Origin of the sequence: Tardiphaga sp. 20_F10_N6_6, assembly GCF_052076045.1 — a bacterium.
GTDB lineage: Bacteria > Pseudomonadota > Alphaproteobacteria > Rhizobiales > Xanthobacteraceae > Tardiphaga > Tardiphaga robiniae.
Genome location: NZ_CP197239.1, coordinates 728,748 through 755,498 on the forward strand (window position 1 = coordinate 728,748; position 26,751 = coordinate 755,498).

General features: G+C 63.5%; 21 protein-coding genes. 13 read left to right on the plus strand and 8 right to left on the minus strand.

Translation table 11 applies throughout. The features are described from left to right. The first annotated feature begins 95 nt into the window (after positions 1-95). Complete coding sequence (locus tag AB7813_RS03365; protein ID WP_089264393.1) at positions 96-386, plus strand: FAD assembly factor SdhE; 291 nt, start codon at positions 96-98, stop codon at positions 384-386. Then, the gene (mfd, locus tag AB7813_RS03370; protein ID WP_439083476.1) at positions 383-3,901 is read left to right on the plus strand and encodes a transcription-repair coupling factor; all 3,519 of its coding nucleotides are present in this window, start codon (positions 383-385) and stop codon (positions 3,899-3,901) included. The genes AB7813_RS03365 and mfd overlap by 4 nt, the downstream gene beginning before the upstream one ends. A 197-nt stretch (positions 3,902-4,098) precedes the next feature. On the opposite strand, the gene AB7813_RS03375 is transcribed toward mfd, so the two are convergent. The 4 genes from AB7813_RS03375 to AB7813_RS03390 all read right to left on the minus strand — a co-directional run bounded on the left by AB7813_RS03375 (position 4,099) and on the right by AB7813_RS03390 (position 9,217). Beyond that, positions 4,099-4,491, minus strand: a complete 393-nt coding sequence (locus AB7813_RS03375; RefSeq protein WP_093758623.1) for a PRC-barrel domain-containing protein — start codon at positions 4,489-4,491, stop codon at positions 4,099-4,101. A gap of 72 nt (positions 4,492-4,563) precedes the next feature. Continuing rightward, on the minus strand, positions 4,564-5,799 hold the full coding sequence (locus AB7813_RS03380) for a GGDEF domain-containing protein (RefSeq protein ID WP_439083475.1): 1,236 nt from the start codon (positions 5,797-5,799) through the stop codon (positions 4,564-4,566). 105 nt (positions 5,800-5,904) lie between these two features. Further along, positions 5,905-7,413 carry an AMP-binding protein gene (locus tag AB7813_RS03385; protein WP_439083474.1) on the minus strand — a complete coding sequence of 503 codons (1,509 nt, stop codon included), beginning with the start codon at positions 7,411-7,413 and terminating at the stop codon, positions 5,905-5,907. Positions 7,414-7,417: 4 nt separating this feature from the next. Further along, positions 7,418-9,217 carry an extracellular solute-binding protein gene (locus AB7813_RS03390; protein ID WP_439084235.1) on the minus strand — a complete coding sequence of 600 codons (1,800 nt, stop codon included), beginning with the start codon at positions 9,215-9,217 and terminating at the stop codon, positions 7,418-7,420. 294 nt (positions 9,218-9,511) lie between these two features. On the opposite strand from AB7813_RS03390, the gene AB7813_RS03395 reads away from it, so the two are divergent. Further along, entirely contained in the window at positions 9,512-10,330 is an 819-nt protein-coding gene (locus tag AB7813_RS03395; RefSeq protein WP_093758618.1) for an invasion associated locus B family protein, read from the plus strand. A 184-nt stretch (positions 10,331-10,514) separates the two neighbouring features. Here AB7813_RS03395 and hspQ read toward each other — a convergent pair whose 3' ends face one another. Further along, positions 10,515-10,847 carry a heat shock protein HspQ gene (gene hspQ, locus AB7813_RS03400; RefSeq protein ID WP_089264388.1) on the minus strand — a complete coding sequence of 111 codons (333 nt, stop codon included), beginning with the start codon at positions 10,845-10,847 and terminating at the stop codon, positions 10,515-10,517. 121 nt (positions 10,848-10,968) lie between these two features. On the opposite strand from hspQ, the gene AB7813_RS03405 reads away from it, so the two are divergent. Continuing rightward, positions 10,969-11,922 carry an AEC family transporter gene (locus AB7813_RS03405; protein ID WP_439083473.1) on the plus strand — a complete coding sequence of 318 codons (954 nt, stop codon included), beginning with the start codon at positions 10,969-10,971 and terminating at the stop codon, positions 11,920-11,922. A 126-nt stretch (positions 11,923-12,048) separates the two neighbouring features. On the opposite strand, the gene AB7813_RS03410 is transcribed toward AB7813_RS03405, so the two are convergent. After that, positions 12,049-13,245, minus strand: coding sequence for a UbiH/UbiF family hydroxylase (locus tag AB7813_RS03410; RefSeq protein WP_439083472.1), 1,197 nt, complete (start codon positions 13,243-13,245; stop codon positions 12,049-12,051). Between the two features lie 136 nt (positions 13,246-13,381). On the opposite strand from AB7813_RS03410, the gene pcsA reads away from it, so the two are divergent. From pcsA to AB7813_RS03425, 3 genes are read left to right on the plus strand one after another with little or no spacing between them, the layout of a single operon-like run. Further along, on the plus strand, positions 13,382-14,116 hold the full coding sequence (pcsA, locus tag AB7813_RS03415; RefSeq protein WP_175369102.1) for a phosphatidylcholine synthase: 735 nt from the start codon (positions 13,382-13,384) through the stop codon (positions 14,114-14,116). Continuing rightward, positions 14,113-14,850 (plus strand): TerC family protein, encoded by a 738-nt coding sequence (locus tag AB7813_RS03420; RefSeq protein ID WP_089264384.1) that lies wholly within the window; start codon positions 14,113-14,115, stop codon positions 14,848-14,850. Before pcsA ends, AB7813_RS03420 begins: the two co-directional genes overlap by 4 nt. A gap of 56 nt (positions 14,851-14,906) precedes the next feature. Next, on the plus strand, positions 14,907-15,881 hold the full coding sequence (locus AB7813_RS03425) for a quinone oxidoreductase family protein (RefSeq protein WP_068731670.1): 975 nt from the start codon (positions 14,907-14,909) through the stop codon (positions 15,879-15,881). 107 nt (positions 15,882-15,988) lie between these two features. Here the strand turns inward: AB7813_RS03425 and rimO are convergent, their stop codons facing one another. After that, positions 15,989-17,317, minus strand: coding sequence for a 30S ribosomal protein S12 methylthiotransferase RimO (rimO, locus tag AB7813_RS03430; protein ID WP_439083471.1), 1,329 nt, complete (start codon positions 17,315-17,317; stop codon positions 15,989-15,991). Between the two features lie 111 nt (positions 17,318-17,428). Between rimO and AB7813_RS03435 the strand changes: the two genes are divergently transcribed. Then, positions 17,429-18,019, plus strand: coding sequence for an ANTAR domain-containing response regulator (locus AB7813_RS03435; protein ID WP_089264382.1), 591 nt, complete (start codon positions 17,429-17,431; stop codon positions 18,017-18,019). Further along, entirely contained in the window at positions 18,019-19,188 is a 1,170-nt protein-coding gene (locus AB7813_RS03440) for a CmpA/NrtA family ABC transporter substrate-binding protein (protein ID WP_439064621.1), read from the plus strand. The genes AB7813_RS03435 and AB7813_RS03440 overlap by 1 nt, the downstream gene beginning before the upstream one ends. 8 nt (positions 19,189-19,196) lie before the next feature. Here the strand turns inward: AB7813_RS03440 and AB7813_RS03445 are convergent, their stop codons facing one another. After that, positions 19,197-19,898, minus strand: a complete 702-nt coding sequence (locus tag AB7813_RS03445; protein WP_439083470.1) for a phosphoadenylyl-sulfate reductase — start codon at positions 19,896-19,898, stop codon at positions 19,197-19,199. A gap of 216 nt (positions 19,899-20,114) precedes the next feature. Between AB7813_RS03445 and cysD the strand changes: the two genes are divergently transcribed. From cysD to AB7813_RS03465, 4 genes are all read left to right on the plus strand, one after another. After that, on the plus strand, positions 20,115-20,954 hold the full coding sequence (cysD, locus tag AB7813_RS03450; protein WP_068731681.1) for a sulfate adenylyltransferase subunit CysD: 840 nt from the start codon (positions 20,115-20,117) through the stop codon (positions 20,952-20,954). Between the two features lie 10 nt (positions 20,955-20,964). Beyond that, a complete protein-coding gene (cysC, locus tag AB7813_RS03455; RefSeq protein WP_439063841.1) occupies positions 20,965-22,887 on the plus strand; it encodes an adenylyl-sulfate kinase in 1,923 nt (640 codons plus the stop codon). 475 nt (positions 22,888-23,362) lie between these two features. Beyond that, positions 23,363-25,150 (plus strand): NirA family protein, encoded by a 1,788-nt coding sequence (locus tag AB7813_RS03460; RefSeq protein ID WP_439063842.1) that lies wholly within the window; start codon positions 23,363-23,365, stop codon positions 25,148-25,150. After that, a complete protein-coding gene (locus tag AB7813_RS03465; protein WP_439063843.1) occupies positions 25,147-26,751 on the plus strand; it encodes a sulfite reductase subunit alpha in 1,605 nt (534 codons plus the stop codon). The genes AB7813_RS03460 and AB7813_RS03465 overlap by 4 nt, the downstream gene beginning before the upstream one ends.

The window sequence follows — 26,751 nt, forward strand, 5'->3', positions numbered from 1 at the left end:
TTATGAGGTGCTGACAGGGGCGGAAGCGAAGGCTATATGAGCCTGCCCGGCACGTCCGGGCTTTCTGCGTTTGCGGCTTTGGGCGGGATGGACAGATGACGGGAACGACACGATCGAGCAACGGCCTGGATGACCGCCGCAAGCGGCTGCTGTTCCGCTGCTGGCACCGCGGCACGCGCGAGATGGATCTCATTCTGGGCCGCTTTGCGGATGCCGAGATCGGCATTCTGGCGGACCTCGAACTCAAGCAGCTCGAAGACCTGATCGGCCTCGAAGACCCCGAGCTTTATCCGGCCTTTGTCGGTGATACCCAATTGGACGAGCAGTACCGCACGCCGCTGTTCGAGCGCATCAAGCTGTTCCGGAATCTGGACAAGCCTCTATGAAATCCCCCGTTGCCTCGCCGGCCGCGCAGCTTGCGCCCAGCCGTGCGCTGACCTTTGCCAATGTCGCCGAGGGTGCCGAAGGCCTGATCGTTGCCGATCTGGCACGCGCGGTTGCGGCCAAGCCGAAGCCGCCGGCGGTGAGCCTCACGGTGATCTGCCGTGACGGGCCGCGCATGCAGCAGCTCGCGCGCTCGCTGGAATTCTTCGCGCCGGATTTGCCGGTGCTGCAATTCCCGGCCTGGGACTGCCAGCCTTACGACCGGGTCTCGCCCCATGGCGGCATTCTCGCGCATCGCATGACCACGCTGGCGCGGCTGTCGCGCCTCACCGGCAGCGACAAGCCGATGATCGTGCTGACGACGGTCAACGCCGTCGTCCAGCGCGTGCCGGCCCGCGAGATCGTCGCGGCGCAGGCGCTGTCGGTCGCGCCCGGCCATGTGGTGCCGATGGACTCCATCGTCGCCTGGCTCGAACACAACGGCTACACCCGCTCCGGCACCGTGCGGGAGCCCGGCGAATATGCCGTGCGCGGCGGCATCCTCGATCTGTTTCCGGCGGGCCTCGACCAGCCCGTGCGGTTCGACTTCTTCGGCGACAGTCTGGAATCGATCCGGGCCTTCGATGCCGAGACGCAACGCACGCTGATGGATATGCGCGCGCTGGATCTGGTGCCGGTGTCGGAATTCCAGCTCATCACCGAAACCATCCGCCGCTTCCGCATGGGCTATGTCGCGCAATTCGGCGCGCCGGAGCGCGACGACCAGCTTTATGAAGCGGTCAGCGAAGGCCGCCGTCATCCCGGCATGGAGCACTGGCTGCCGCTGTTCCAGGACCGGATGGACACGCTGTTCGACTACCTGCCGGGCACGCCGGTTGCCATCGAGCCGCAGGGCGAAGATGCAGCGACCGAACGCTTCAAGCAGATCGGCGATTATTACGAGGCGCGCCGCGAGGTCATGGGCACGCCGGGCGGCGGTGCGATCTACAAGCCGCTGCCGCCGGACCGGCTCTATCTGACCGACGGCGAGTGGCACAAACGGCTGGAAGATCTCGCAATGGCGCGGTTGTCGCCGTTCGCCGTGCCGGACGGCACGCCGGGCGTGGTCGACGCGGGCGCACGGGCAGGCCGCAACTTCGCGCCGGAACGCGCCGACGCCAATGTGAATGTGTTCGAGCGCGTGGTCGCGCATATTCAGGCGCTGCAAGCAGAGCGCAAGAAGGTCGTCGTCGCGCTGTGGAGCGAGGGCTCGCGCGACCGCATGGCGAGCATGTTGAAGGATCACAAGCTGCTGAACCAGCAGATGGTGAATTCCTGGCGCGTGGTGCAGGCGACGCCGCGCAACGAGACCATGCTGGCCGTGGTCGGCATGGAATCCGGTTTCGAGACCGACCAGATCGCGGTCATCAGCGAACAGGACATCCTCGGCGACCGTCTGGTGCGGCCGCGCAAGGCGAGCCGCAAGCTCGACAACTTCATCTCGGAAGTGACGAGCCTCGCGGCCGGCGACATCGTGGTCCATGTGGAGCACGGCATCGGCCGTTTCGTCGGGCTGCAGACGCTGCAGGTCGGCGGCGCGCCGCATGACTGTCTCGAGCTGCGCTACGCCAACGAGACCAAGCTGTTTCTGCCGGTCGAGAATATCGAACTGCTGTCGCGCTATGGCTCCGACGCGGCCAATGTCGAACTCGACAAGCTCGGCGGTTCCGGCTGGCAGGCACGCAAGGCCAAGCTCAAGAACCGCATCCAGGAAATTGCCGGCGAACTCATCAAGATCGCGGCCGAACGGCATCTGCGCGAGACCGAGCGGATCGTCGTACCGCGCGAGCAGTATGACGAGTTCTGCGCGCGCTTTCCCTATGAGGAAACCGAGGACCAGCAGACCGCGATCAACGCCGCGCTGCACGATCTCGAACATGGCAAGCCCATGGATCGCCTGATCTGCGGCGATGTCGGCTTCGGCAAAACGGAAGTGGCCATGCGCGCCACCTTCGCCGTCGCCATGGAAGGCAAGCAGGTCGCCGTCGTGGTGCCGACCACGCTGCTGGCGCGTCAGCACGCCAAGAACTTCACCGAGCGCTTCAAGGGCTTTCCGGTGAATGTCGCGCAGGCCTCAAGGCTGGTCGCGCCGAAAGAGCTGACGGCGACCAAGAAGGGCCTCGCCGACGGCTCCATCGACATCGTCGTCGGCACCCATGCGCTGCTCGGCAAGTCGATCAAGTTCAAGGACCTCGGCCTCGTCGTGGTCGACGAGGAGCAGCACTTTGGCGTGACGCATAAGGAGCGGCTGAAGCAGCTCCGCGCCAATGTCCATGTGCTGACGCTGTCCGCGACGCCGATCCCGCGTACGCTGCAACTCGCACTCACCGGCGTGCGCGATCTGTCGATCATTGCCTCGGCGCCGGTCGATCGCCTCGCCGTGCGGACCTTCGTGGCGCCGCACGATCCCCTGATGATCCGCGAAGCGCTGCTGCGCGAGCGCTATCGCGGCGGTCAGGCGTTCTATGTGGTGCCGCGCATCGACGACCTCGCCGAGGTGAAGGACTTTCTCGACAAGCATGTGCCGGAGATGAAGGTCGCCGTGGCCCATGGCCAGATGGCGCCGACGGTCATCGAGGACATCATGTCGGCCTTCTATGACGGCAAATACGACATTCTACTGTCCACCACGATCGTGGAGTCGGGTCTCGATATTCCCAACGCCAACACGCTGATCATTCACCGCGCCGACATGTTCGGTCTCGCGCAGCTCTATCAGCTGCGTGGCCGCGTCGGCCGCTCGAAGCTGCGCGCCTATGCGCTGTTCACGCTGCCGTCGACGCACAAGATCACCGGGCAGGCGGAACGCCGGCTGAAGGTGCTGCAGTCGCTGGAGAACCTAGGCGCCGGCTTCCAACTCGCCTCGCACGATCTGGATATCCGCGGCGCCGGCAATCTGCTCGGCGAAGAGCAGTCCGGCCACATCAAGGAAGTCGGCTTCGAGCTGTATCAATCGATGCTGGAGGAGGCGATCCTGGCGCTCAAGTCGGGTATCTCCGAGCCAATCGCCGACAGGTGGTCGCCGACCATCACGCTCGGCATGCCGGTGATGATCCCCGACGACTTTGTCGCCGATCTTGCGGTCCGTCTGTCGCTGTATCGTCGACTCGCCGATCTCGAGACCGATGACGAGATCGCTGCCTTCGCCGCAGAGCTGCGTGACCGTTTCGGCGTGCTGCCCGACGAGGTCCGTTATCTGTTCAAGATCGCGGCCATCAAGGCCTATTGCCGCCGCGCCAATGTCGAGAAGGTCGATGCCGGTCCGAAGGGCGTTGTGATCTCGTTCCGCGACAACTCGTTCGCACAGCCGGACAGACTGGTATTCTTCATCAAGCAATATGGTCAGGCCGCGAAGGTTCGCCCGGACATGAAGGTGGTGTTCCTGCAGGATTGGGGAACGCCGGAAGAACGTCTCGAAGGTGCAACGGAAATCCTGCGCGCTCTGGCGGGGCTCGCGGAGAGCAAGAAGGCGGCGTAGGCGCTTTCGCTCCGTCCTCATCCTGAGGAGCAGCGCCGATGGCGCTGCTCCTCAGGATGGCTGCGAAGTCAGCGCCGAACACGCATCCTTCGAGACGCCGCCAAAGTGCGGCTCCTCAGGATGAGGACAGAGCATGCCGCAAAACAAGCCAGCCGCCGGCATTGCTGCCGACGGCCGTTCGTTGAACTACGCGACGCTTACTTCGGATACTTGAATTCCGGAGCGGCCTTCAGCGCTTCCTTGGTGGTGTTCATCGACGCCACCCACTTGTTGTCCTTGTTCAGGCTCACCTTCACCGACGCGGGCGAGACCGCGACATAGTGTTCGCCCATGCCGAGGAAGCCGCCGACCGACAGGATCAGCGCGTCGACCTGATTGTTCTTGATCGCGAGATCGCTGATCTCGCCGATGGTCTCGTCCTTCTGGTTGGTGATGTTCAGGCCCTTGAGCTTGGACGAGAACATCTCCTCCTTGGAGACGGTCGAGAATTTTGCCTCGGCGGGCGCAGCACCCGTCGTGACTGTCGACTGCGCGAGAACCGGCGTGGCGAGAAGGGCGAGGGAAGCGGTGATCAGTGCGAGCTTTTTCATTATCGTTGTCTCCATTGTAGATGCACCTACAATGCGACGTTCGATACTTCGTTCCTGATTTTATTTCTGGAACTAAGACGCTGCGCGCTGCGCGTCCTCGCCATGCAGGCGCGCCAGCAGCGACTTTGCGGTATCCGTTGGCTCCATCGTGATCACCGTGACGTGGGGATCGTTGCGCGCATCGCGCTTGGGTCCGTGCATGGTGTGCTTCATCACGCTGGAGAGCCGCCTGGCGATCATATGGGCGTTGCGCTGGTCGGTTTCGGCGAAGGCGACCACGATCGAGCCGTCACTCTGCAGCGTGCCGAAGTCCATCCGCCGCATCAGCCGGCTGATGATCCGCGCAGCGTCGCGCTGTGCGCGCAGCGGGATATTGTCGAATGAGAACCGGGCCATCGACAATCCGCCGCCGCGGGTTTGCGTGTGATAGACGGCGGTTGCGATGTCGCGTTCGAAGGCCGCAGTCGTCAGCAGGCCGGTGGCGGGATCGAGCAGCCCGTCGGATTCGATCGACTTCAAGGTGCGGCCGAGACGTGCCTCGAAGGCATGCTGGCGCAGCAGCGGCAGCGTCGTGGCCGCGACGGTGTCGGCATCGCCGGCGACCATTTCGAGATTGGCAAGATCGTAGCTCGGCGTCAGGCCGGGCACGGTGACGACAACGGGCAGATTGCGGAAGCGTGCGTCCTCGGTGAGGACAGTGAGAAACGCGTCAACGACGCGCGTGCTGAAGCCTTCGCCGATGACGATGCCGTCGAGGTCGCGCGCGTTGAGATGTTTGGCGGCGGCCTCGATGCTGAGCGCGCCGACCACGCCGACGCGTTCGCCGAGCGCAACCGACAGCGCGGCATAACCACCGCCGCGGCCGATCAGCATCACCGTCGCATCGTCGAGCGGGTCCGACTGCAGGGACATGCGATGCAGGTTTTCGGCGGTCAGGCGTCGCATGACCGTGGCGTGCAGCGTGCGCACACGCAGCGCGTTGCGCAGCCGCGCGCTGAGCCGGTCGAAATTGCCGTCGGTCTGCGTGAGCGGGATCGCGTGGCCCGGCAAGTCTGTGGCGGGATCGATCGCGATCAGCGGCACATAAGGCTGCTTCGCGCCGAGGCGCTTGGCCAGCGCCTGGAAGGTCGGCATGTCATCAGCGGAGGCTGACACTATCACGGCGGCCGGCTGGACGCGGGCCACCGCGTCCAGTGCCTCGGCCCATGTCGCATCGACCACCGGGAAGATGTTGCTCTCCGCCAGGGCTGTCGCAAACGCGGCCGGCTGCTGGTTGGAGACGGCGACGATCGTGGCCTGGTCGGACATGCTTGAGCTGAACCTCTACGCGAAACTGATCGCGGCAGGCTAGCCCGACGTCCTTAATGCAGAGTCAATGAGATCGCTCGCATTTTCAGGATCGCTTTTGCTCGCTCAGTCGGCGGCGGCGCGGTCGCGGAAGGCTTCGACCATCAGCGGATTGAGGCCGAGTTCCGTCAGAGCGTCGCGGGCGCGGCCGTTATTACTGGCGCGGCCGGCGAGGCGGTAGCCGCTGAGCCGATCGGGAAGCGCGGTAAGCATCGCGTTCTCGCCGAGCCGCTTGGCCCATTCGTTGAGGTCCTGCGCCAGGAAGCGATAGCCGCCGACGGCCATGATGCCCGAGGGTGGCGCGGTGATGTTGACCGCGCCGGTCGCACGGTCGAGCCGGGCCATATAGCCGGTATCGACATAATCGAGCGGCTGGGCGGGGATCAGCGCGTTGCTGGCGTCGGCCTGGGCCGCATAGGCCAGCACCGGCACCATAGGTCCGCGGAGGCCCAGCGTGCCCCTGGGCGTCAGGATGATGTCGCCGGCAATGGAGGAGCCTTGCTGGGCGCGCGGCGCGCCGTGCGGGCCCGGCATGATGGCGAGGGGCAAGCCGTCGTCGCCGCGGACGGCGCCGAACAGACCGGCTTCGCCGAACAGATAGACGTCGGTGAACGATGCCTGCGAGCCCGGCCATGCAGGCGAGGCGGCGACCTGTTCAGGCGCGCGCCAGAGGCCGAGCACATAACGCAGCACCGGCGAGCGATCCAGCAACCCACCATCGGCGAGACGTTGCGCCAGCGGCGCCGGCGCCACCAGCACGTCGCAGGCGTTGGCAGCGATGCTACGTTCCAGCACCGCATTGTCGAACGGATGATGCAAAGCGAGCACGCCGCCAGAGAGCAGCCAGGTCACCAGCGACGAGGCGATACTGGCGAAAGACGACGGCACCATCGCCGACATGATCGTGGCGCCCTGTGGCATCCCGCTCTCCAGGAACACAGCAAGGCCACCGGAGATCAGGTTGAGATGGGTGCGCGGCACTGCGCGGAAGCCATCGGACGTGACATCGAAGGAGACGATGGCCGCGCGGCGGGCGTCCTGCGTCACGGGCGTGGGCTCCACGAACTCGCTGGACAGCACAGCGTCGAGCGGGGTCATGCCTTCTGGCAGGTCGCTGCCGAAGCCGCCGACATAGCGGATCGAGAAGGCTTCAGCCGCAGCGTTCATGATCAGATCTGCATGGCTGACGCCATCGATCTTGCTCGACGTCACCAGGGCACGCGCACTGCAGCGATTCAGTGCCATGGTCAGGTCGGCCTGGCGCCAGAGCTGCGGCAGCAGCGCGACGACGAGGCCGGCGCGATGTGCGGCCAGCACGGTCAGCACGAATTCGACGGTGTTCGGCAACTGGACGGCGATGACCGAATTGGCGGGGAGGCCGGCCTCCATGAAATGCGCCGTCAGCGCCGAGATCGCCCGGTCAGCGTCCGCAAAGGTCAGCCGCTGCGGTTCCGTTGTGGTGACACGCATCTTGTCGGCGGGATCGACCAGCGCCAGCGCCTGCGGCTGCCGGCTGAGGATGCGGCGAAACAGACCGTCGAGGGTGGGCGAGGCGTTCGGCGTGGGTGATGTCACGGTGTCACTTCCGGTTCGGCGGCGAAGCTGGCAGCGTTCTGGCCCACCAGGTCTCCGGCAAATAGCCTGAGAGAGCGATGGTCGAAGGTCGTTCTATCCGATTCCATCGCGCAATCCATTGCTCGCCGACATAGTAGAGCGGGATAGCGTAGAAACCTGCGATCAGCGCGCGGTCCATGGCGCGGACGGCATCGACGAAGGGACCGTGGTCGCGGGCCTCCAGCATGGCGGAGATCATGGCGTCGACCGCGGGATTCTTCGCGCCCATATAGTTGCGGGTGCCGGGATTATCGGCGGCTTCCGAACCCCAGTAGAACGACTGCTCGTTGCCCGGCGACAGCGACTGGTCCCAGCGGTTCTGGATCATGTCGAATTCGAAATTGATGCGGCGCTGGTCGAACTGCACGGCATCGATGGAGCGGATATTGGCAATGATGCCGGCGCGCTTGAGATCGCGTGCATAGGCCAGCGCGATGCGTTCCTGATCGCGGGTGGTGACGAGGATCTCGAAGGCGAGGGGCGCTTTGTCCGACTGTCGCCGCAGCACGTTGTTTACAAGCTCATAGCCCGCGTCCTTGAGCAGTGCCAGCGCAGTTCGCAGCGCGGGACGGTCACGGCCCGAACCATCGCTGACCGGCAGGCGGTAGCTGCCATCGAGAATGTTGGCGGCTATATTTGAGGCGTAGGGCTGCAGCAGGGTCCGTTCGCGATCATCCGCGGCGTGCATATAAGCGGAGAGATTCGAGCCTGCGAAGAAGCCGGCCGAACGGGCATAGAGGCCGAAGAAATAGGTGCGGTTGATCCATTCGAAATCGAACAGCAGCGTCAGCGCCTGACGTACGCGGATATCGGCGAACATCGGCCGCCGCGTGTTGAACACCAGAAATTCCGACGGCTTCGGCAGGCCGGTCTTGATGCTGTCGCGGATCACTTCGCCGGACGTGGCGGCAGGGAATGTGTAGCCGTCGTGCCAGCGCAGCGGCTCATTCTCGACGCGGAAGTCGTAGAGGCCGCGCTTGAAGGCTTCGAAATGGGTGTTGGCCTCGCGATAGTAATCGAGGCGGATCTCGTCGAAATTCCACAGCCCGCGATTGATCGGCAGATCGCGGCCCCAATAGGCGGGATTGCGGGTGAGGGTCACCGCCGCGCCGGGTTTCACAGCCGTCACGGTATAGGGCCCGGAGCCGAGCGGCGGCGCCATCGAGGTTTCCTCGAACGTGTCGGGATTGACGGCGTGTTTCGGCAGCACCGGCATCAGGCCGAGGATCAGTGGCAATTCGCGATCAGCCTGGCCGCCGAAGTCGAAGCGCAGCGTGCGCTCATCCAGCGCCTCGGCCTTGGCGACTTTCGAATAATACTGCCGGTGATTGGGCCGGCCCTTGTCGCGCAGCAATTGCCAGGAGAACAGTACGTCTACAGCCAGGACGGGCTTGCCGTCGGAGAATTTGGCCTGGGGATTGATCCGGAAGGTGACGAAGCTTCTGGTATCGTCGGTTTCGACGCTCTCGGCGAGCAGGCCGTAGAGCGTAAAGGCTTCGTCCTGGCCGCGGGCCATCAGGCTTTCGATGACATAGCCGCGCATCTGCGGCACCGCGATGCCCCGGACGATGAAGGGATTGAGACTGTCGAAAGTGCCGAGCACGCCCTGGACCATGCGGCCGCCTTTCGGCGCGTCGGGATTGGCATAGGGCATCTGCCTGAAATCGGCTGGCAGGGCCGGGGCGCCGTGCATGGCGATCGCGTGGCCGGGATCGGCCTGTGCGGAATCGGCCACTGGGCCGGCGAGAGCTGTCCAGCAGGCCAGCGCCGCGATCACCTTGGACAGGGTCGAAAGACCCTGTGCATGTGTGCGATTTGATTCGGTTGATTTCACAGAGGAACTTTACCATGGCTGCCCGCCCCGAACCTGTGCCATGCATCAAATAGGGCTGGCGCCATTGATCTTTTCGTCGGCCGCTGTATTGAAAGCGGACAATTGACGAGGACGGCGCGGCCTGTCACGTAACGGCCTTAATTGGCACCGAGACACCCGCCAACGGGTGTCTGTCAGCGCCGCCTCCGGGATATGAGCGCCTCCGTTCAGAAAGGGTTTTCCGAAATGAATTTCCGTCTCTTGGCTGCGTCGGTTCTGCCGCGCGGGCGGGGCTTCGCGCTTCTGGCGGCGACGGCCTTGACCGCCACGATGATCGCTCCGGTTGCGCATGCGCAGGCTCCCGCGCCTGCTGCGCCGCCGGCCGCGGCGCCGAAGGCTGCTGCGCCCAAGGCTGCCCCGAAGGCCGCTCCGAAGGCTGCTGCTCCGGCCGCTCCCGCCGCCCAGGCGCCGGCCGCAGGCGCGCCCCCGGCCGATCAGCAGGTTCAGCTGATCTATGCGCCGTGGACCAAGTTCTGCCTCAAGGGCCAGGACGCCAATGCCAAGCAGGTCTGCTTCACCGGCAAGGACGGCCGCATCGAGTCGGGCCAGCCCGTCATCGCCGCCGTCATCATCGAGCCGGAAGGCGAACCGAAGAAGATCCTGCGCGTGACGCTGCCGCTCGGCATGCAGCTCGTGCACGGCACCCGCGTGATCGTGGACAGCAATGCCCCGGCGCAGAGCCCCTATGTGATCTGCTTCGCCAACGGCTGTATGTCCGATTACGAAGTCACCCCGGAGCTTCTGGCCAATCTGAAGAAGGGCCAGAACCTGATCGTGCAGGCGATCAACTCCAACGGCGCACCGCTGACGCTGCCGCTGCCGCTGGCCGAATTCGCCAAGGCCTATGACGGCCCGCCGACCGATCCGAAGGTGTTCGAAGAAACCCAGAAGAAGCTGCAGGAAGAGCTGCAGAAGCGCGCTGCGGAAGCCCGCGCCAAGCTCGAAGCCCAGCAGCCGGCAGCTGGTGCAGCACCGGCGGCTCCGGCCAATCCGGCCGCCAAGTAAGCTGGTTCAACAGACGAACGAAAAGGCGCTCAGAAATGAGCGCCTTTTTTGTTGGGTTGAGGTGTTGACCCATCCACGTCATTGCGAGCGCAGCGAAGCAATCCAGCAAGCCAAAAGCTGGATTGCTTCGTCGCAAGTGCTCCTCGCAATGACGGACGAGGGAGACGCGTGAAACGTTAAGCGGCTAATTCAGCGACGGATTGCGCGGCCGGTAGCTGCCGGACTTGTCCTTGATGAAGATTTCGGCGACCTGGGAGTGCCGGATCGGCTCGCCGGATTCATCGGGGAGCAGGTTCTGCTCGGAGACATAAGCGACGTATTCCGACTCAGAATTCTCGGCCAGCAGATGGTAAAATGGCTGGTCCTTGTTCGGACGGACGTCTTCGGGGATCGACAGCCACCATTCTTCGGTGTTGTTGAATTCCGGATCGATGTCGAACACCACCCCCCGGAACGAAAAGATCCGGTGGCGGACGATCTGTCCAATCTGGAATTTGGCGGTCCGCGCTTTAATCATTCTGGTCGAATAGACCAGGATTGTGGCCGATGCTAGAGGCAAACGACGGAATTAAGACAGCCGCAGGCCGCTCCCCGCTATCCCGCCCGCCGGGCCAAGAACCAAGAAAAACACGCCTGACATGATGGACGTCCTCAATCTTGCACTGCCGTATTTCGGGCTGATCTTCATCGGCTTCGCCTGCGGCAAGGTGAAGAACCTGCCCGAAACGGGCCTCGCCTGGATGAACTTTTTCCTTCTGTATGTGTCGCTGCCGGCACTGTTCTTCCGGATCATGGCCAAGACGCCGTTCGAGGAACTCAACAATCTGCCCTTTGTGATCGGGACCACGCTGGCGACTGCGACGGCGTTCTTCCTGTCGGTCGGCACCGGTAAATTCCTGGGCCGGCTGACCATGCGCGAGGCCGGAATGGCGGGGCTCGCCGGCGGCTACGGCAATATCGGCTATATGGGACCGGGGCTCGCGCTGGCGGTGCTCGGGCCGAAAGCGGCCGTGCCAACCGCACTGGTGTTCTGTTTCGACAGCATCTTCCTGTTCTCGATCGCGCCGCTGATGATGGCGCTGACCTCAGGCGACAAGCGCCCGCTGCTGCCGACCATCGGTATCGTCATCAAGCATATCGTGCTGCATCCCTTGATCGTGGCAGCCTATCTCGGCGCCTTCGTTGCGGCGTTTCACATCCAGATGCCAGTCGCGGTCGACGGCATGCTGCTGTTCCTGCAGAATTCTGCTGCACCCGTTGCGTTGTTCGCGCTCGGCGTGACGGTTGCCTTGCGGCCGCTGGGGCGCGTGCCGTGGGAGGTGCCTGGCCTGATCTTCATCAAGCTGCTCATCCATCCGCTAATCGTGTTCGGCCTGATGCTATTGCTCGGGCCGTTTCCGCCGGTATGGGCCGCGACGGCCGTGCTGCTCGCGTCATTGCCGCCGGCGCTGAACGTGTTCGTGATCGCGCGGCAATACGACAGCTGGATCGAGCCTGCATCGGTCGCGGTGCTGCTCGGCACCTTCGTGTCCGTGCTGACGCTGACGTCGGTGATGTACTTCCTGAAGTCCGGCCAGATCGCGTTCCCGTAGGATAGCCGCTTGTAGGATGGGTAGAGCGGAGGCGCGAAGCGCCGGAGCGAAACCCATCACCTATCGCACGTGTGAATGATGGGTTTCGCGAAGACGCTATACCCATCCTACGAAAGACAAGTTACGTCAGCTCTTGCGCCACGATGGCGACAGGCCCTCGCGCATCGCGAGCCGCCGCAACGGGCCTATAGACCCCATCGCATGCATGCCGGCCGCGCGGATCACCTGCATCGGCAGGAGATCGCTCAGCAGCGAGCTATTGGCCATGTCGATGGCAAAGGTGCGCGAGGAGATATCGCTGCGGCGTATCTGCTCGAAACGCGCCAGCACCGGCGCTGCCCCGATATCCGCGCCATTCATGCCGGCATCGCGAACGACGTCAGCGATATCGCCGGCGTCGCGCAGGCCAAGATTTAGACCCTGCGCACCGATCGGCGGCACCACATGGGCGGCTTCGCCGACCAGCACGATGCGGTTCTTTGCTAGCTGTGCGGGCTGCTCGATTGCCAGCGGGAACGTGTGTCGACCCGGCTCGACCTGAACCCGGCCGAGGATCGAATGCGATTGTTTCTCGGCGGCGTCCGACAATGCCTCGTTGCTCAATGCCATCAGGCGCTCGGCATCCCGGGGCTTGTTGACCCAGACGACGCTGGAGCGATTGCCGGGCAGGGGCACGAACACGCAGGGACCGGCGGGGGTGTGAAACTCCGTCGACATGTTCTTGTGCGGCCGGCTATGCGCGATGTTGAAGGTCAGCGCGGTCTGGTCAAGCGCGCGTCGCTTGACTGAAATGCCCGCTGCCTCGCGGCACAGGGACTGGCGGCCATCGGCGCCGACGATCAGCCGCGCCACCAGGACCTGGCCTTGCCGCATGCGGACCTGAACCTGCATCTCATCCGGCGTGACCGTATCGGCTTCATCATCGATGCGAATGAGATTGGTCAATTCCGCGGCGCGCGCCTCGAGCGCGATCATCAATTCGCGGTTCTCGATATTGTAGCCGAAGGTCTCGAGGCCGATCTCGCTGCAGACGAATTTGACTTCGGGCGCGCGGATCAGCCGGCCCGTGTCGTCCACCAGCCGCATGGTCGTCAGCGCGGCGGCCTTGTCGGCGGAGCGGCGCCAGACATCGAGGCTTTCCAGAAACGCGATGGAGCCGCCCAGCAGCGCGGTGGTGCGGTTGTCGCCATAGGGGACGCGGCGGGCGACGAGGGCGGTACGGGCGCCGGTCTCGGCCAGCGCGAGGGCAGCAGCAAGGCCGGCAGGACCGCCGCCGACAACGGCGACATCATAAATGGAGGTGGAAACAGGGGTCTCGGTCATGGCCGGACCATCGGCCTTTGGCCCGGTATTTTCAAGCCGTTACGCGCCGCGGAATCGTTCCCGCAGTGTCGGGCGGCCGAGTGCCGCATCGGCGCCTGTGCAAATCGGGCGGATTCCTGCTAGCAATTCCTGGCACATGACCGCTTCGAGTCCGGACCAACTCCCATCGTCATCACGATCCGCGCGCGCGGCGGCGTTCTCGGTTCACATCTTTACTGCGCTCGGTGCCGGCGTGGCACTCATTGCCATGATGAGCGCCGTGCGCGGCGAATGGGCTGTGATGTTCGGCTGGCTCGGTTTGGCGCTGATCATTGACGGGCTCGATGGCCCGATCGCCCGACACTTCGACGTCGGCCGCGTGTTGCCGGATTGGTCGGGCGATGCGCTCGATTTCGTGGTCGACTTCCTCACTTACGTGTTCGTGCCGGCCTATGCGATCGCGGCCTCCGGTCTGTTGGTGCCGTGGACGGCGGTGTTGCTCGGTGCCGGGATCGTCGTCACCAGCGCGCTATATTTCGCCGACAAACGCATGAAGACCGACGACAACCACTTTCGCGGTTTTCCGGCACTGTGGAATGGGGCGGCGTTCTATCTGTTCCTGCTGCAACCATCACCCGTCATAGCCAGCCTTGCGATGCTGGCGCTGATTGTCCTGACCTTTGTGCCGGTGCATGTGCTGCATCCCGTTCGCGTGACGCGTCTGCGCCGGTTGAACCTGTCGCTGATGGCGATATGGGCTGTGCTGGCCGTCATCACGCTGATACAGAACTTCGCTGTTGCTTTGCCTATTACGGTAGCGCTCTGCGCGATCGCTTTTTACATTGTCTGCGGTGACGCCGTCATCCGCCTCATGAGGCCCTCCAAATCATGATCGAACTGTTTTCCAGCCCTGAAGCCTGGGCCGCGCTCTTGACGCTGACCGCGCTCGAAATCGTACTTGGTATCGACAATGTGATTTTCCTGTCGGTGCTGGTGTCGCGGCTGCCGGAGCCGCAGGCCACCCGCGCACGCCAGATCGGTCTCGCGCTGGCGCTGGTGTTCCGCATCATCCTGCTGAGTGTCCTCGTCTGGCTGATCGGCCTGACCGAACCCGTCATCACGGTGAGAGGCCTCGCATTCTCCTGGCGCGATCTGATCCTGATCGGTGGCGGTCTATTCCTGATCGCCAAGGCAACGCACGAGATTCATGCCGAGGTCGAGGCGCGCGAGGGACCCGGCAACGAGAAGCCGGCACCGAACGCCTTTGCGTGGGTGATCCTGCAGGTTATCGTCGTTGATCTCGTTTTCTCGCTCGACTCCATCATTACGGCGATCGGCATGGCGCAGGACATCGAGATCATGGTTGCCGCCGTCATCATCGCCTGTGCGGTGATGTATGTATCGTCCGGACCAGTGGCACGCTTCGTAGCGCAATATCCGACCACCAAGATGCTGGCGCTGGCCTTCCTGGTGCTGATCGGCGTCTCGCTGATGGCGGATGGATTCAAATTCCACATCCCGCGCGGTTACATCTATTTCGCTATCCTGTTCTCGGCGGCGGTCGAGCTGTTCAATGTGCTGGCGAAGCGCAACCGCCGGAAGCGGGCTCAGCCGGGCACCGGTTGACATCACGCGACTGTCGGTTATCGCTTGAGACCAAAGTCACTCAGGGAGATTGAACGATGACCAAAGCCGTCCGCGTCCACGAGATCGGTGGACCCGAAGTCCTCACTTATGAAGACGTGCAAGTCCCGGCACCGGCTGCGGGCGAGGTGCGCATCCGCCAGCATGCCATTGGTGTCAATTTTATCGATACGTACTTCCGCAGCGGCCTCTACAAGGCACCGCAGCTGCCGTTCATCGCCGGTAACGAAGCCTCCGGCGAAGTGATCGAGGTCGGTCCGGGCGTCACCGGCTTTCATCCCGGCGACCGCGTCGCCTATTATTCGGCCCTCGGCAGCTATGCCACCGAGCGCGTATTTGCCGCCGACCGGCTGGTGAAGCTGCCCGATCGTATCACCCACGAGCAGGGAGCCGTGCTGATGCTGAAGGGCCTCACGGTCTGGTATCTGCTGCACAAGACTTTCAAGGTCGAGCCGCATCACCGCGTGCTGATCCACGCCGCAGCGGGCGGCATCGGTCTGCTCGCCTGCCAGTGGGCCAAGGCCATGGGCGCGCATGTGATCGGCACCGTCGGCTCGAAAGAGAAGGGCGAGTTGGCGCTGGCCAATGGCTGCGATCACGTCATCTATTACAACGAAGAGAACTTCGTCGATCGCGTGAAGCAGATCAGCCGTAACGAACTCTGCGATGTCGTCTATGACGGCGTTGGCAAGACTACCTATCCGGGGTCGCTGTCATGCCTGAAGCCACGCGGCATGTGGGTGTCGTTCGGCAACGCGTCGGGTCCTGTGCCGCCATTCGCCATCGCCGAACTCAACAATCACGGCTCGCTGTTCGCGACGCGTCCGAAGCTGAATGACTATGTCGCCAAGCGCTCGGAATTGCTGGAGGGCGCCGACACGCTGTTCTCGGCTGTGATCGACGGCAAGCTGCATGTGCCGATCAATCACGCTTATGCGCTGAAGGATGCGGCCAAGGCGCATGTGGACCTGGAAGCACGCAAGACCACGGGCGCGGTGATTTTGAAGGTGTAAACGATCGTCGTCATTGCGAGCGCAGCGAAGCAATCCAGTGCGACGAGAAAGTGCTGGATTGCTTCGTCGCAAGTGCTCCTCGCAATGACGGCTGAGACAGTATCGCTTTAGAATCCCGCCACGGTCCCGTGCAGATCGTAATTGTCCGCGCGTTCGATCTTCGCCGTGACGATCTCGCCGACCTTCAGCGGCCGGCGTGCGGTGATATAGACCGATCCGTCGATATCGGGAGCGTCCGCCTTCGAGCGGCCCTTCGACACGGTCGGGCCGACCTCGTCGATGATGATCTGCTGGCGCGTTCCGACCTTGCGCTTCAGACGGCGCGCGGAAATCTTCTGCTGACGCTCCATCAGCGCATTCCAGCGCTGCTGCTTGATCTCTTCCGGCACCGCATTGGCGATGGCGTTCGAAGTCGCGCCCGCTACGGACTCGTATTTGAACGCGCCGACGCGGTCGATCTGTGCCTCTTCCAGCCAGTCGAGCAGATACTGGAAATCGCTTTCGGTCTCGCCGGGGAAGCCGACGATGAAGGTCGAGCGCAGTGTGAGATCGGGGCATTCCTCGCGCCACTTCTTGATGCGGCCGAGCGTCTTGTCCTGCGCCGCCGGGCGCTTCATCGCCTTGAGCACGTCCGGAGCGGCATGCTGGAACGGGATGTCGAGATAGGGCAGCACATTCTTGTTGGCATTCATCAAGCCGATGACTTCGTCGACATGCGGATACGGGTAAACATATTGCAGCCGCACCCAGGCGCCGAGTTCGCCGAGCTCTTTCGCCAGATCGTAGAACTTGGCGCGGACCTCGCGATCCTTCCACGGGCTCGTCGCATATTTGATATCGACGCCGTAAGCCGAGGTGTCCTGCGACACGACCAGCAATTCCTTGACGCCCGCCTTCACCAGCTTCTCGGCCTCTAACAGGACTTCGTTGGCCGGACGCGAGACCAGATCACCGCGCAGCTTCGGGATGATGCAGAAGGTGCAGCGGTTGTTGCAGCCTTCGGAAATTTTCAGATAGGCGTAGTGCCGCGGCGTCAGCTTGATGCCCTGCGGCGGCACGAGATCGATATGCGGATTGTGCACCGGCGGCAGCGCGCGGTGCACGGCGTCGAGCACGCTTTCGTATTGCTGCGGGCCGGTGATCGACAGCAGGTTGGGATAGGCGGCTTCGATCTGCTCGGGCTCGGCGCCCATGCAGCCGGTGACAATGACCTTGCCGTTCTGCGCCATGGCTTCGCCGATGGCGCCTAGCGACTCTGCCTTGGCGCTGTCGAGAAAGCCGCAGGTGTTGACGATGACGATGTCGGCGCCGTCGTGCTTGCGGGCGAGTTCGTAACCTTCGGCCCGCAGGCGCGTGATGATGCGCTCGGAATCCACCAGGGCCTTCGGGCATCCCAGCGAGACAAAGGAGATTTTGGGCGCGGCGGCCTGTTGCATATTCGATCTGCCTTATTGAGAGGCAGCAGGTAGTCCCATTTGCCCATAATTACAAGGCTTTAAGCCGTGCGCGGGCGTGCTATGGGTATGCTGCATCCATGTGAGTGCCCGATGCCTGCCGACCAGTCGCCCAAAATTGTCATTGTCGACGAAAGCCCGATCCGGGCCGCGATCCTTGAGGAAGGGCTGCGGGAGGCTGGCTATGTGGACGTCCAGCATATCCGGGAGATGCATAACCTGCTGGCCCGGATCTACGCCCTGGACCCTGACGTCATCGTCATCGACCTCGAAAACCCCAGCCGCGACGTGCTGGAACAAATGTTCCAGGTGTCCCGCGCGGTGCGCCGGCCAGTCGCCATGTTCGTCGACCAGAGCGACGCCGAGTCGGCACGGGCGTCGGTCGAGGCGGGGGTATCCTCTTACATCGTGGACGGGCTGAAGAAGGAGCGGATCAAGCCGATCCTCGATCTCTGCATCTCCCGTTTCAACGCCTTCTCCAAACTGCAGGACGAGCTCGAGCGCACCAAGTCGGCGCTGGAGGAGCGCAAGATCATCGACCGCGCCAAGGGCATCGTGATGAAGCTCAAGGGCCTCAATGAAGAAGAGGCTTACGTATTGCTGCGATCCACGGCGATGCGTGAAAAGAAGAAAATCGGCGAGATCGCGCAGTCGATCATCACCGCAGCGGAGTTGCTGAAATGATCGACCACCCGCTTCGCATCGGCTTCATCCCGCTGGCCGACGCCGCCGCTCTGATTGTCGCGGTCGACAAGGGGTTCACGAAGGCCGAGGGGCTGAACGTCGAACTGGTCCGGGAAGTGTCGTGGTCGAATGTCCGCGACAAGCTGAATATCGGCCTGTTCGAAGCGGCGCATCTGCTGGCGCCCGTTGCCATCGCGTCCAGCCTCGGGCTCGGGCATGTGAAAGTGCCGATCGTGGCGTCGTTCAATCTCGGCATCAACGGCAATGCCATCACCGTTTCGCCGGCGCTGCATGCAGCGCTGATGTCGGAACTCGACGGTGACCCGACCGATCCCATGGCCACCGCGCAGGCGCTGCGCCGCGTGGTCGTCGCGCGTGCCCGCGCCGGCGCCGATCCCCTGACCTTCGGCATGACGTTTCCGTTCTCGACGCATAATTACCAGCTCCGTTTCTGGATGGCCGCCGGCGGTGTCGATCCCGATGAGGACGTCCGCCTCGTGGTGCTGCCGCCGCCTTACATGGTCGACAGTCTCGCCAACGGTCACGTCGATGCGTTCTGTGTCGGCGCGCCCTGGAATTCTGTCGCGGTCGATCTCGGCGTCGGCCATATCCTGCATTTTGTCTCCGACATCCTGCTGCGCGCTGCCGAGAAGGTGCTGGCGATGAGGCAGAACTGGGCGGAGAAGAACCCGGACACCGTGGCGGCACTCACCCGGGCGCATGTGAGCGCGGCTGCCTTCATCGAGGCCCCGGAGAACCGCAATGAGATCGCGGCGATTCTCGCCAAGCCCCAATATATCGGCGTCTCGCCGGAGGTCCTGCTGCGGACGCTGGATGGCCGGCTGAAGATTTCACCGGATGGCACCATGCGCGAGAGCGGGCGCTATCTGCTGGTCGGCCGCGAAGGAGCCGGGCGTCCTGATCCCGTTCAGGCCGCCTGGCTCTATGCCCAGATGGTGCGCTGGGGACAGGCCGCGATCAGCCCCGAGGCGCTGAAGATCGCACAGGGTGTGTTCCGCCCCGACCTCTACGATGCCGCGCTCGGTATCACCGGCAGTGCTCCGACCGATGTGCCCGACGCGGTTGGCGCCTTCGCCGGACCGCCATTCGATCCGAGTAATATCGCTGCCCATCTCGCGGCGTTCGAAATTGCGCATATGAAGTCATAGCGGCGGCGTCAGTTCGCCGATGTGTGGATGCCGCATTCCGTTTTGGCGCGGCCGCGCCAGCGGCCGGCGCGGGGGTCCTCGCCAGGCGCGGTGCGGGACGTGCAGGGCATGCAGCCGACCGACGCAAAGCCTGAGGCTATGAGCGGATGTGGCGGCAGCTTCGCCGACGCATAGATCAGCCCGATCTCGTCCGGCGTGACATTGGCGAATGGATTGAATTTCAATTTTGAACCATCGTCCTCGACGACGGGAATGACGGCGCGCGATGCGCCCTGAAATCGTTTGCGGCCGTTGATCCACGCGCTGAACGGCGTCAGTGCCTGCGCCAGCGGCTCGACCTTCCGGATCCGGCAGCAGGTGTCGGGATCGGACGACCACAAATCCCCATCGCAGTCGTGAGCGGCAAGCGCATCTACTGCGGGGCGGATCGTTCGCACGTCGCGCAGGCCCAGCGTCAGGATCAGTTGGTCGCGATACGCGAGTGTCTCCTCGAACATCCAGCCGGTGTCGAGAAACAGCACGGGGATGGCGGGATCGACATCGGCCATCACCTTCAGCAATGCCGCGGACTCCGTGCCAAACGACGATACCAGCGCGAGTCCATCGCGGCCCGCGACATCAAGCGCCGCGGCGATCACCTCGGCGGGCGAGGCGGATTGCAGCGCCTGATCGTATTGGACAGCACTTGCGACGGCTCCGGGCGACAACATCTCGAACTCCTCAACACATCCAGCTTGACTGGAATAAGATTCTATATATCAGTTGTTTGTCGCCACTTAATAGAAAAATATTCTTTCTATTTGAGAAGCGCAGTTTAGATTTTTTGACCCCATAAATCGAGTTCCAGAGATGCACTTTCTCCGAGCGTATCCGCTTCGTGAGCAACGGCGAATCTCACGGCGGTTTTGAGGACCTGGAGAAGGCGTATGACGTCGACCAATCTCGAACGCGTCCGATCGGACGTGGTATCGATGGACCACCTCGATCAACTGGAAGCGCAGAGCATCTACATCCTGCGCGAGGGCTTCGCCCGGCTGAAGAAGCTGGCCTTGCTGTGGTCGCTCGGCAAGGACTCCAATGTCATGATCTGGCTGGCGCGCAAGGCGTTCTTCGGTCACGTACCGTTCCCCGCGCTGCATGTCGATACCGGCAAGAAGTTTCCGGAGATGTACGCCTTCCGCGATCACTATTCGAAGGAGTGGGGACTCGACCTCACCGTGGAATATTGCCCGTCGATCGATAGCGTCGATCCGACACTGCCGCCAGCGGCGCGCTCCGCAGCGCGCAAGACCGAAGGTCTCAAGCTTGCGCTGGCGAAGCACGGCTTCGACGGATTGATCGCCGGCATTCGGCGGGACGAAGAGGCGACCCGCGCCAAGGAGCGTGTGTTCTCGCCGCGCGGTGTCGAGGGCGGATGGGACGTGCGCGACCAGCCACCGGAATTCTGGGATCAGTTCAACGCATCGCCGCCGCCCGGTGCGCATCTGCGCATTCATCCGATCCTGCATTGGACCGAAGCCGACATCTGGGCCTACACGGCGCGGGAAAACATCCCGATCATCCCGCTCTATCTGGCCAAAGACGGCAAGCGCTACCGCTCGCTGGGCGATGCCGACATCACCAATCCCGTCGCATCCACCGCCAGCACGATTGCCGAAATCCTGGTCGAGCTCGACGGCACCACGATTCCCGAACGCGCCGGCCGCGCACTCGATCATGAGACCGAAGACGCCTTCGAGCGACTGCGCGTCGCCGGCTATCTGTAGAGGTGATGCCATGACCAAACCCGTCAATCCGACCTCGCTCGGAATGCCCAACGGCACCACGCGCCCGCAATTGCGCATCGTCATCGTCGGCCATGTGGACCATGGCAAGTCGACGCTGGTCGGTCGCCTGCTGCACGAGACCGGCGGCTTGCCGGATGGCAAGCTGGAGATGCTGAAGGCGGTTAGCGCCCGGCGCGGCATGCCGTTCGAATGGTCGTTCCTGCTCGATGCACTGCAGACCGAGCGCGACCAGGGCATCACCATCGATACCACGCAGATCCGCTTCCGCACCAAATTGCGCGACGTCATTCTGATCGACGCGCCCGGCCACGCCGAGTTTCTGCGTAACATGATCACCGGTGCATCGCAGGCCGATGGCGCCGTGCTGATCGTCGATGCGCTGGAAGGCGTTCGCGATCAGACCCGGCGCCATGCCTATCTGCTGCATCTGCTGGGCGTGAAGCAGGTCGCCGTCGTCGTCAACAAGATGGACCGCGTCGATTTCAGCGCTGTGCGCTTCCAGGCGATCAGCGACGAAATTTCGGCGCATCTCATCGAACTCGGCGTCACGCCCGCCGCGGTGATTCCGATTTCGGCGCGGGATGGCGATGGCGTGGCCACCCATACCGACCGTATCGGCTGGTATCGCGGGCCAACAGTTGTGGGGGCTCTCGATGCGTTGAAGCCGGCACTCGCGCTTGATGAATTGCCGCTGCGGCTACCGGTACAGGCGATCTACAAGTTCGACGACCGGCGCATCGTGGCCGGGCGTATCGAGGCCGGTCATCTGGCTGTCGGCGACGACGTGGTGATCATGCCCGCCGGCAAGCGGGCAAAGATCAAGAGCGTGGAGCGCTGGTCGGCGATGCCGCTGGAAGGCGAGCACGGGGCAGGGCGATCCGTCGGTATCACGCTCGACCGCGAACTGTTCGTCGAGCGCGGCGACGTGATCGCGCATGCTGGCGCGGTGCCATCGGATACACGACGACTGCGGGCGCGGATCTTCTGGCTGCACGATCAGCCGCTGACAGAGGGATCGTCGATCCTGGTGCGGCTCGGCGTGCGCGAAGTGCGCGGCCGTGTGGTCGCGATCGAGAAGGCAATCGATCCCGGCGAACTGGCCAGTGTCGAGACCAAACAGATCGCCCGCAATCACGTCGGCGAAATCGAGATCGCACTGTCGCAACCGGTCGCGGCCGATCGCTATGTCGACAATCCGCGCACCGGACGTCTCGTGATCGAGGTCGGCGGCCGGATCGCCGGTGGCGGTCTCGTCCTGTCCATCGATGCTGCCCAACGCGTCGTGTCATCGGACATCGTGCCGGTGCAGTCGGCACTGCAGCCTGAGGAACGTTCGGCGCGCTATCGCCATCAAGGCGCAGTTGTGTGGTTCACGGGATTGCCGGGATCCGGCAAGTCGACGCTGGCGCGGGCGCTGGAGCACCGTCTGTTCGCCAAAGGCGGTTCGCCGATCCTGCTCGACGGCGACACGCTGCGCGCCGGACTCAATCGCGACCTCGGCTTCTCCGCCGCCGATCGCAGCGAGAATGTCCGGCGCCTGGCGGAGATGGCCGGCCATCTCGCCCGCAACGGTCATATTGCCATCGTTGCGGCTGTCTCACCCTCGCGCGGCGACCGCGCCGAGGCCCGCAGCGCGGTCGATACCGCATTTCGTGAGATCTATGTCGCGACGCCGGCGGAGATCTGCGAGCAGCGCGATCCCAAGGGGCATTACGCCAAGGCCCGCGCGGGCGACCTGCCGGGCTTCACCGGTATCGCCAACGACTATCAGGCGCCGGAGACGGTCGAGCTGCGGATCGACACGTCGACGGTCGATGTGGGTCGCGCGATAGATGGCATCGAGGACATGCTGCGGCAGACGCAAGTGCTGGACGACGGAGCCGCTGATCTGGCGGCGTTCGAGGCGGTCTAACGGCTTAGGCCCGCCCTCACTTTTGCATCTCATGATGAGGTCAAGGAAAGCTGGTTCGCCAGCTTTCCTCTTACCGAGGCGGCAATCCGAATGCCCACGAGCCCAGGCTGGATCGCTTCGTCGCGCGGGGCCTTCGCAACGATAGCTGCCATTGACGTTCCCACCGTCTAATTATTGAGCGTGCGGTGCACAAACGCTGGCACCGAACGGCCGGGTTCGGCCCGACCTCGACCTCAATCCCCTGATTTCTTGACGTTTTTCCTCCGAGGACAATCTGGCACGAGACTTGAATGTCTCTAGTCGACCGGCGTTCGCTGATGCCCGCCGGCCAGTTCAGATGGATTTCCGCAGCAACGAGGCTGATCGGATCGCTTCCAGAATTCAAGCCGGCGCGACGCGCTGACCTGAGCCTGTGCGGTCCGCGATCCTTATCCCCGTTGAAGCCACGCTGTGGCCCGCAGGAGCTTCGTCCCGCATGAAAATTGAAACGCTCTCCATCGACTTTACTGACGAACAGAAGCGCTACCTCGAAGGCTTCTCGACGGGGCTGCAGATCAACCGTGTCGGCAAGGGTCTCGGCGGCGGCGCGTCAGCCAAAGCCAATGCGGAGCCGACCGGACCGGATGCGCCGCATATCAAGGCGCAGGATCGCACGATTGCATCGGGCAAGAAGCTGGTTGAGCAGGAGAAATGGAAGCGCGAGGAACATCCGTTCGACGCTTATCCGCGGCTGCGCGATCAGGCCGCGATCGATGCGCGGCCATCGCCGGCCGACAATTTTCGGTGGCGCTATTACGGCATCTTCTATGTGGGTCCGACGCAGGACTCCTATATGTGCCGGCTTCGGATCCCGAACGGCATCATGAAGCACTGGCAGCTTGCGGGTCTTGCCGATCTTAGTGACGAGTTGTGCGGTCCGTTCTCGCATGTGACCACGCGCGCCAATCTGCAGGTGCGCGAGATTCCGCCGAAAAATGCGGTGAAACTGATCGAAGGTATCCAGGATCTCGGTCTGTGCTCACGCGGCTCCGGGGCCGACAACATCCGCAACGTCACGGGCACGCCGACCGCGGGCATCGATCCGCAGGAACTGCTGGACACGCGCCCCTATGCGCGCGAGTGGCACTATCACATCCTCAATGACCGCACGCTCACCGGCCTGCCGCGCAAGTTCAACGTTGCCTTCGACGGCGCCGGCAAGATCGCCGTGCTGGAGGACACCAACGACATCGCCTTCCAGGCAGTCGAAGTGAAAGATGGTTTCGGCGCCGCGCCCGGCGTCTGGTTCAAGCTCGGCATCGGCGGCATCACTGGCCACAAGGATTTCGCTACCGATACCGGCATCATCGTGAGACCGGAGGACTCCACCAAGGTCTCCGACGCTATCGTGCGCGTTTTCATCGATCTCGGCGACCGCACCAACCGGCTTAAAGCGCGGCTGAAATACGTCATCGACGGCATGGGCATGGAGAAGTTTCTGACCATCGTCGAGGAGAAGCTCGGCGCGCCGTTTACCCGCGTTCCGGCGGACGCGTTGCTGCCGCGCCCAAGCGTCGACCGCACGGCGCATATCGGAGTGCACCGACAGAAGCAGGACGGGTTGAACTGGATCGGCGTCGTGTTGCCGCTGGGCAAGGTGACGACCGATCAGATGCGGGGGCTTTCGAAGATTGCGGCCGATCTCGGCGACGGAGATATCCGCCTCACGGTGTGGCAGAACCTGCTCATCCCCGGCGTGAAAGACGCGAATGTCGCGCTGGCGACTGCGGCCATCGAAGCCCTCGGCCTTGCCATCAAGACCACCGAGATCCGCGCCGGCCTGATCGCCTGCACCGGCCGCGCCGGCTGCAAGTTCGGCAATGCGGATACCAAACGCACGGCAACAACCATCGCCGAATGGTGCGATACGCGCGTCGAGGTCGATACGCCGATCAACATCCATCTCACCGGCTGCCATCATTCCTGCGCGCAGCATTACATCAGCGACATCGGCATGATCGGCGCGCGCGTGGCGCTGGACGATAGCGACGACACCGTGGATGGCTTTCACATCTTCACCGGCGGCGGTTTCGGCCCGCAGGCCGATGTCGGGCAGGAGGTCTATCAGAACGTGAAGTCCGAGGACGCGCCTGTTGTCGTCGAGCGGCTGCTGAAAGCCTATCTCGCCCACCGCGCGTCGCCGGACGAGACGTTCCTCACTTTCTCGCGCCGTCACGACGCGGCTTCGTTGCGTAAGCTCGCTGATGAACAGGTGTCCGCATGAACCAGATGACGCCGCCGCCCAAACTCGAGATCATTCCTGCGTCTGCGCCGTTCTCGGAAGCGCAACGCTCCTGGCTGAACGGCTTCTTCGCCGGCCTGCTGTCCGATGCGCCGGCGACGCCGCTCTCTGCCGAGCAGGGCGCCGCGATCATGGAGGAAGACGACGGCGCGCCGTGGCATGACCAGACCATGCCGATCGCCGATCGCATGAAGCTCGCCGAAGGCAAGCCGGTTCGTCGCAAGATGATGGCGGCGATGGCGCAGCAGGACTGCGGCCAGTGCGGCTATAACTGCAACGACTATTCCGACGCGATTGCCTCGAAAGCCGAGGCGCGGCTGAACCTGTGCGTGCCGGGCGGCAAGGAAACCGCGCGGATGCTGAAGTCGCTCTATGAAGAGCTCGACAAAGCACCGGCCGGTGCTGCGCCCGCGGCAGCAGCGACGACTGCTGCGGAGCCGGCCGAAGTTGCTGTGCCGGATCCGTCGACGCTCGGACGCTCGCGCGACAATCCCGCATCCGCCGTGTTTCTCGGCCGCCGCCTGCTCAATGGCAAAGGCTCCGAAAAGGAGACCTGGCATATCGATTTCGATCTGTCGGGCTGCGGCCTCGATTACGTCGTCGGCGACAGTTTCGGCATCTTTGCGTCGAACGATCTCGGTCACGTCGACCAGATCATCGCTCTGCTCGGCGCGTCGCATACGACGGAGGTGCGTGGCAAGACGCTGCGTGAAGTGCTGCAATACGACGTCTCGCTGGCCCCGGCACCGGACTCGCTGTTCGAGCTGATGTCCTATCTCACCGGCGGAGCGCAGCGCGCCAAGGCACGCGCACTGGCCCAGGGCGAGGACCCCGATGGTGATGCCGCGACGCTCGACGTGATGGCTGCGTTGCAGAAATTCTCCGGCGTGCGGCCGCACCCGGAAGCTTTCATCGAGGCGCTTGAGCCACTGCAGCCGCGGCTCTACTCGATCTCGTCATCGCACAACGCCACGCCCGGCAAACTGTCGCTGACAGTCGATATCGTTCGCTATATGGTCGGCAAGCGTAAGCGCCATGGTCTGGCCTCGAGCTTCCTCGCCGATCGCATTCAGCCCGGCGACGAGCTCAAGGTCTATGTCCAGAAGGCGCACGGTTTCGCGCTGCCGGAAAATCCGGAGACGCCGATCATCATGGTCGGGCCGGGCACCGGCATCGCGCCATTCAGGGCGTTCCTGCACGACCGCAAGGCCACCAAGGCGCCGGGCAAGAACTGGCTGTTCTTCGGCCATCAGCGCAGCGGGTCGGATTTCTTCTATGCCGACGAACTCAATGGCATGAAGACCGAAGGCTTCCTCACACGGTTGTCGCTGGCCTGGTCGCGTGACGCCGGTGAGAAATTCTACGTGCAGGATCGCATGCGTGAGGTCGGCCGCGACGTCTGGACGTGGCTCGCCGAAGGCGCTCATGTCTATGTCTGCGGCGATGCCAAGCGCATGGCCAAGGATGTGGAGCGGGCTCTGGTCGATATCGCCGCCCAGCATGGCGCGCGTTCGACTGATGAAGCGGTGACGTTCGTCAGTGAGCTGAAGAAGAAGGGGCGGTTTCAGCTCGACGTATATTGA

Bases quoted from the DNA above. Each gene is read 5' to 3' on its own strand.
- pcsA (WP_175369102.1), top strand. From the start codon at position 13,382: ATGACCGCTTCGAGTCCGGACCAACTCCCATCGTCATCACGATCCGCG.
- AB7813_RS03410 (WP_439083472.1), bottom strand. From the start codon at position 13,245: ATGACCGAGACCCCTGTTTCCACCTCCATTTATGATGTCGCCGTTGTC.
- AB7813_RS03460 (WP_439063842.1), top strand. From the start codon at position 23,363: ATGAAAATTGAAACGCTCTCCATCGACTTTACTGACGAACAGAAGCGC.
- mfd (WP_439083476.1), top strand. From the start codon at position 383: ATGAAATCCCCCGTTGCCTCGCCGGCCGCGCAGCTTGCGCCCAGCCGT.
- AB7813_RS03435 (WP_089264382.1), top strand. From the start codon at position 17,429: ATGCCTGCCGACCAGTCGCCCAAAATTGTCATTGTCGACGAAAGCCCG.
- AB7813_RS03465 (WP_439063843.1), top strand. From the start codon at position 25,147: ATGAACCAGATGACGCCGCCGCCCAAACTCGAGATCATTCCTGCGTCT.
- AB7813_RS03420 (WP_089264384.1), top strand. From the start codon at position 14,113: ATGATCGAACTGTTTTCCAGCCCTGAAGCCTGGGCCGCGCTCTTGACG.
- AB7813_RS03445 (WP_439083470.1), bottom strand. From the start codon at position 19,898: ATGTTGTCGCCCGGAGCCGTCGCAAGTGCTGTCCAATACGATCAGGCG.
- cysC (WP_439063841.1), top strand. From the start codon at position 20,965: ATGACCAAACCCGTCAATCCGACCTCGCTCGGAATGCCCAACGGCACC.
- AB7813_RS03365 (WP_089264393.1), top strand. From the start codon at position 96: ATGACGGGAACGACACGATCGAGCAACGGCCTGGATGACCGCCGCAAG.
- AB7813_RS03380 (WP_439083475.1), bottom strand. From the start codon at position 5,799: ATGTCCGACCAGGCCACGATCGTCGCCGTCTCCAACCAGCAGCCGGCC.
- AB7813_RS03375 (WP_093758623.1), bottom strand. From the start codon at position 4,491: ATGAAAAAGCTCGCACTGATCACCGCTTCCCTCGCCCTTCTCGCCACG.
- cysD (WP_068731681.1), top strand. From the start codon at position 20,115: ATGACGTCGACCAATCTCGAACGCGTCCGATCGGACGTGGTATCGATG.
- AB7813_RS03425 (WP_068731670.1), top strand. From the start codon at position 14,907: ATGACCAAAGCCGTCCGCGTCCACGAGATCGGTGGACCCGAAGTCCTC.
- hspQ (WP_089264388.1), bottom strand. From the start codon at position 10,847: ATGATTAAAGCGCGGACCGCCAAATTCCAGATTGGACAGATCGTCCGC.
- rimO (WP_439083471.1), bottom strand. From the start codon at position 17,317: ATGCAACAGGCCGCCGCGCCCAAAATCTCCTTTGTCTCGCTGGGATGC.
- AB7813_RS03395 (WP_093758618.1), top strand. From the start codon at position 9,512: ATGAATTTCCGTCTCTTGGCTGCGTCGGTTCTGCCGCGCGGGCGGGGC.
- AB7813_RS03405 (WP_439083473.1), top strand. From the start codon at position 10,969: ATGATGGACGTCCTCAATCTTGCACTGCCGTATTTCGGGCTGATCTTC.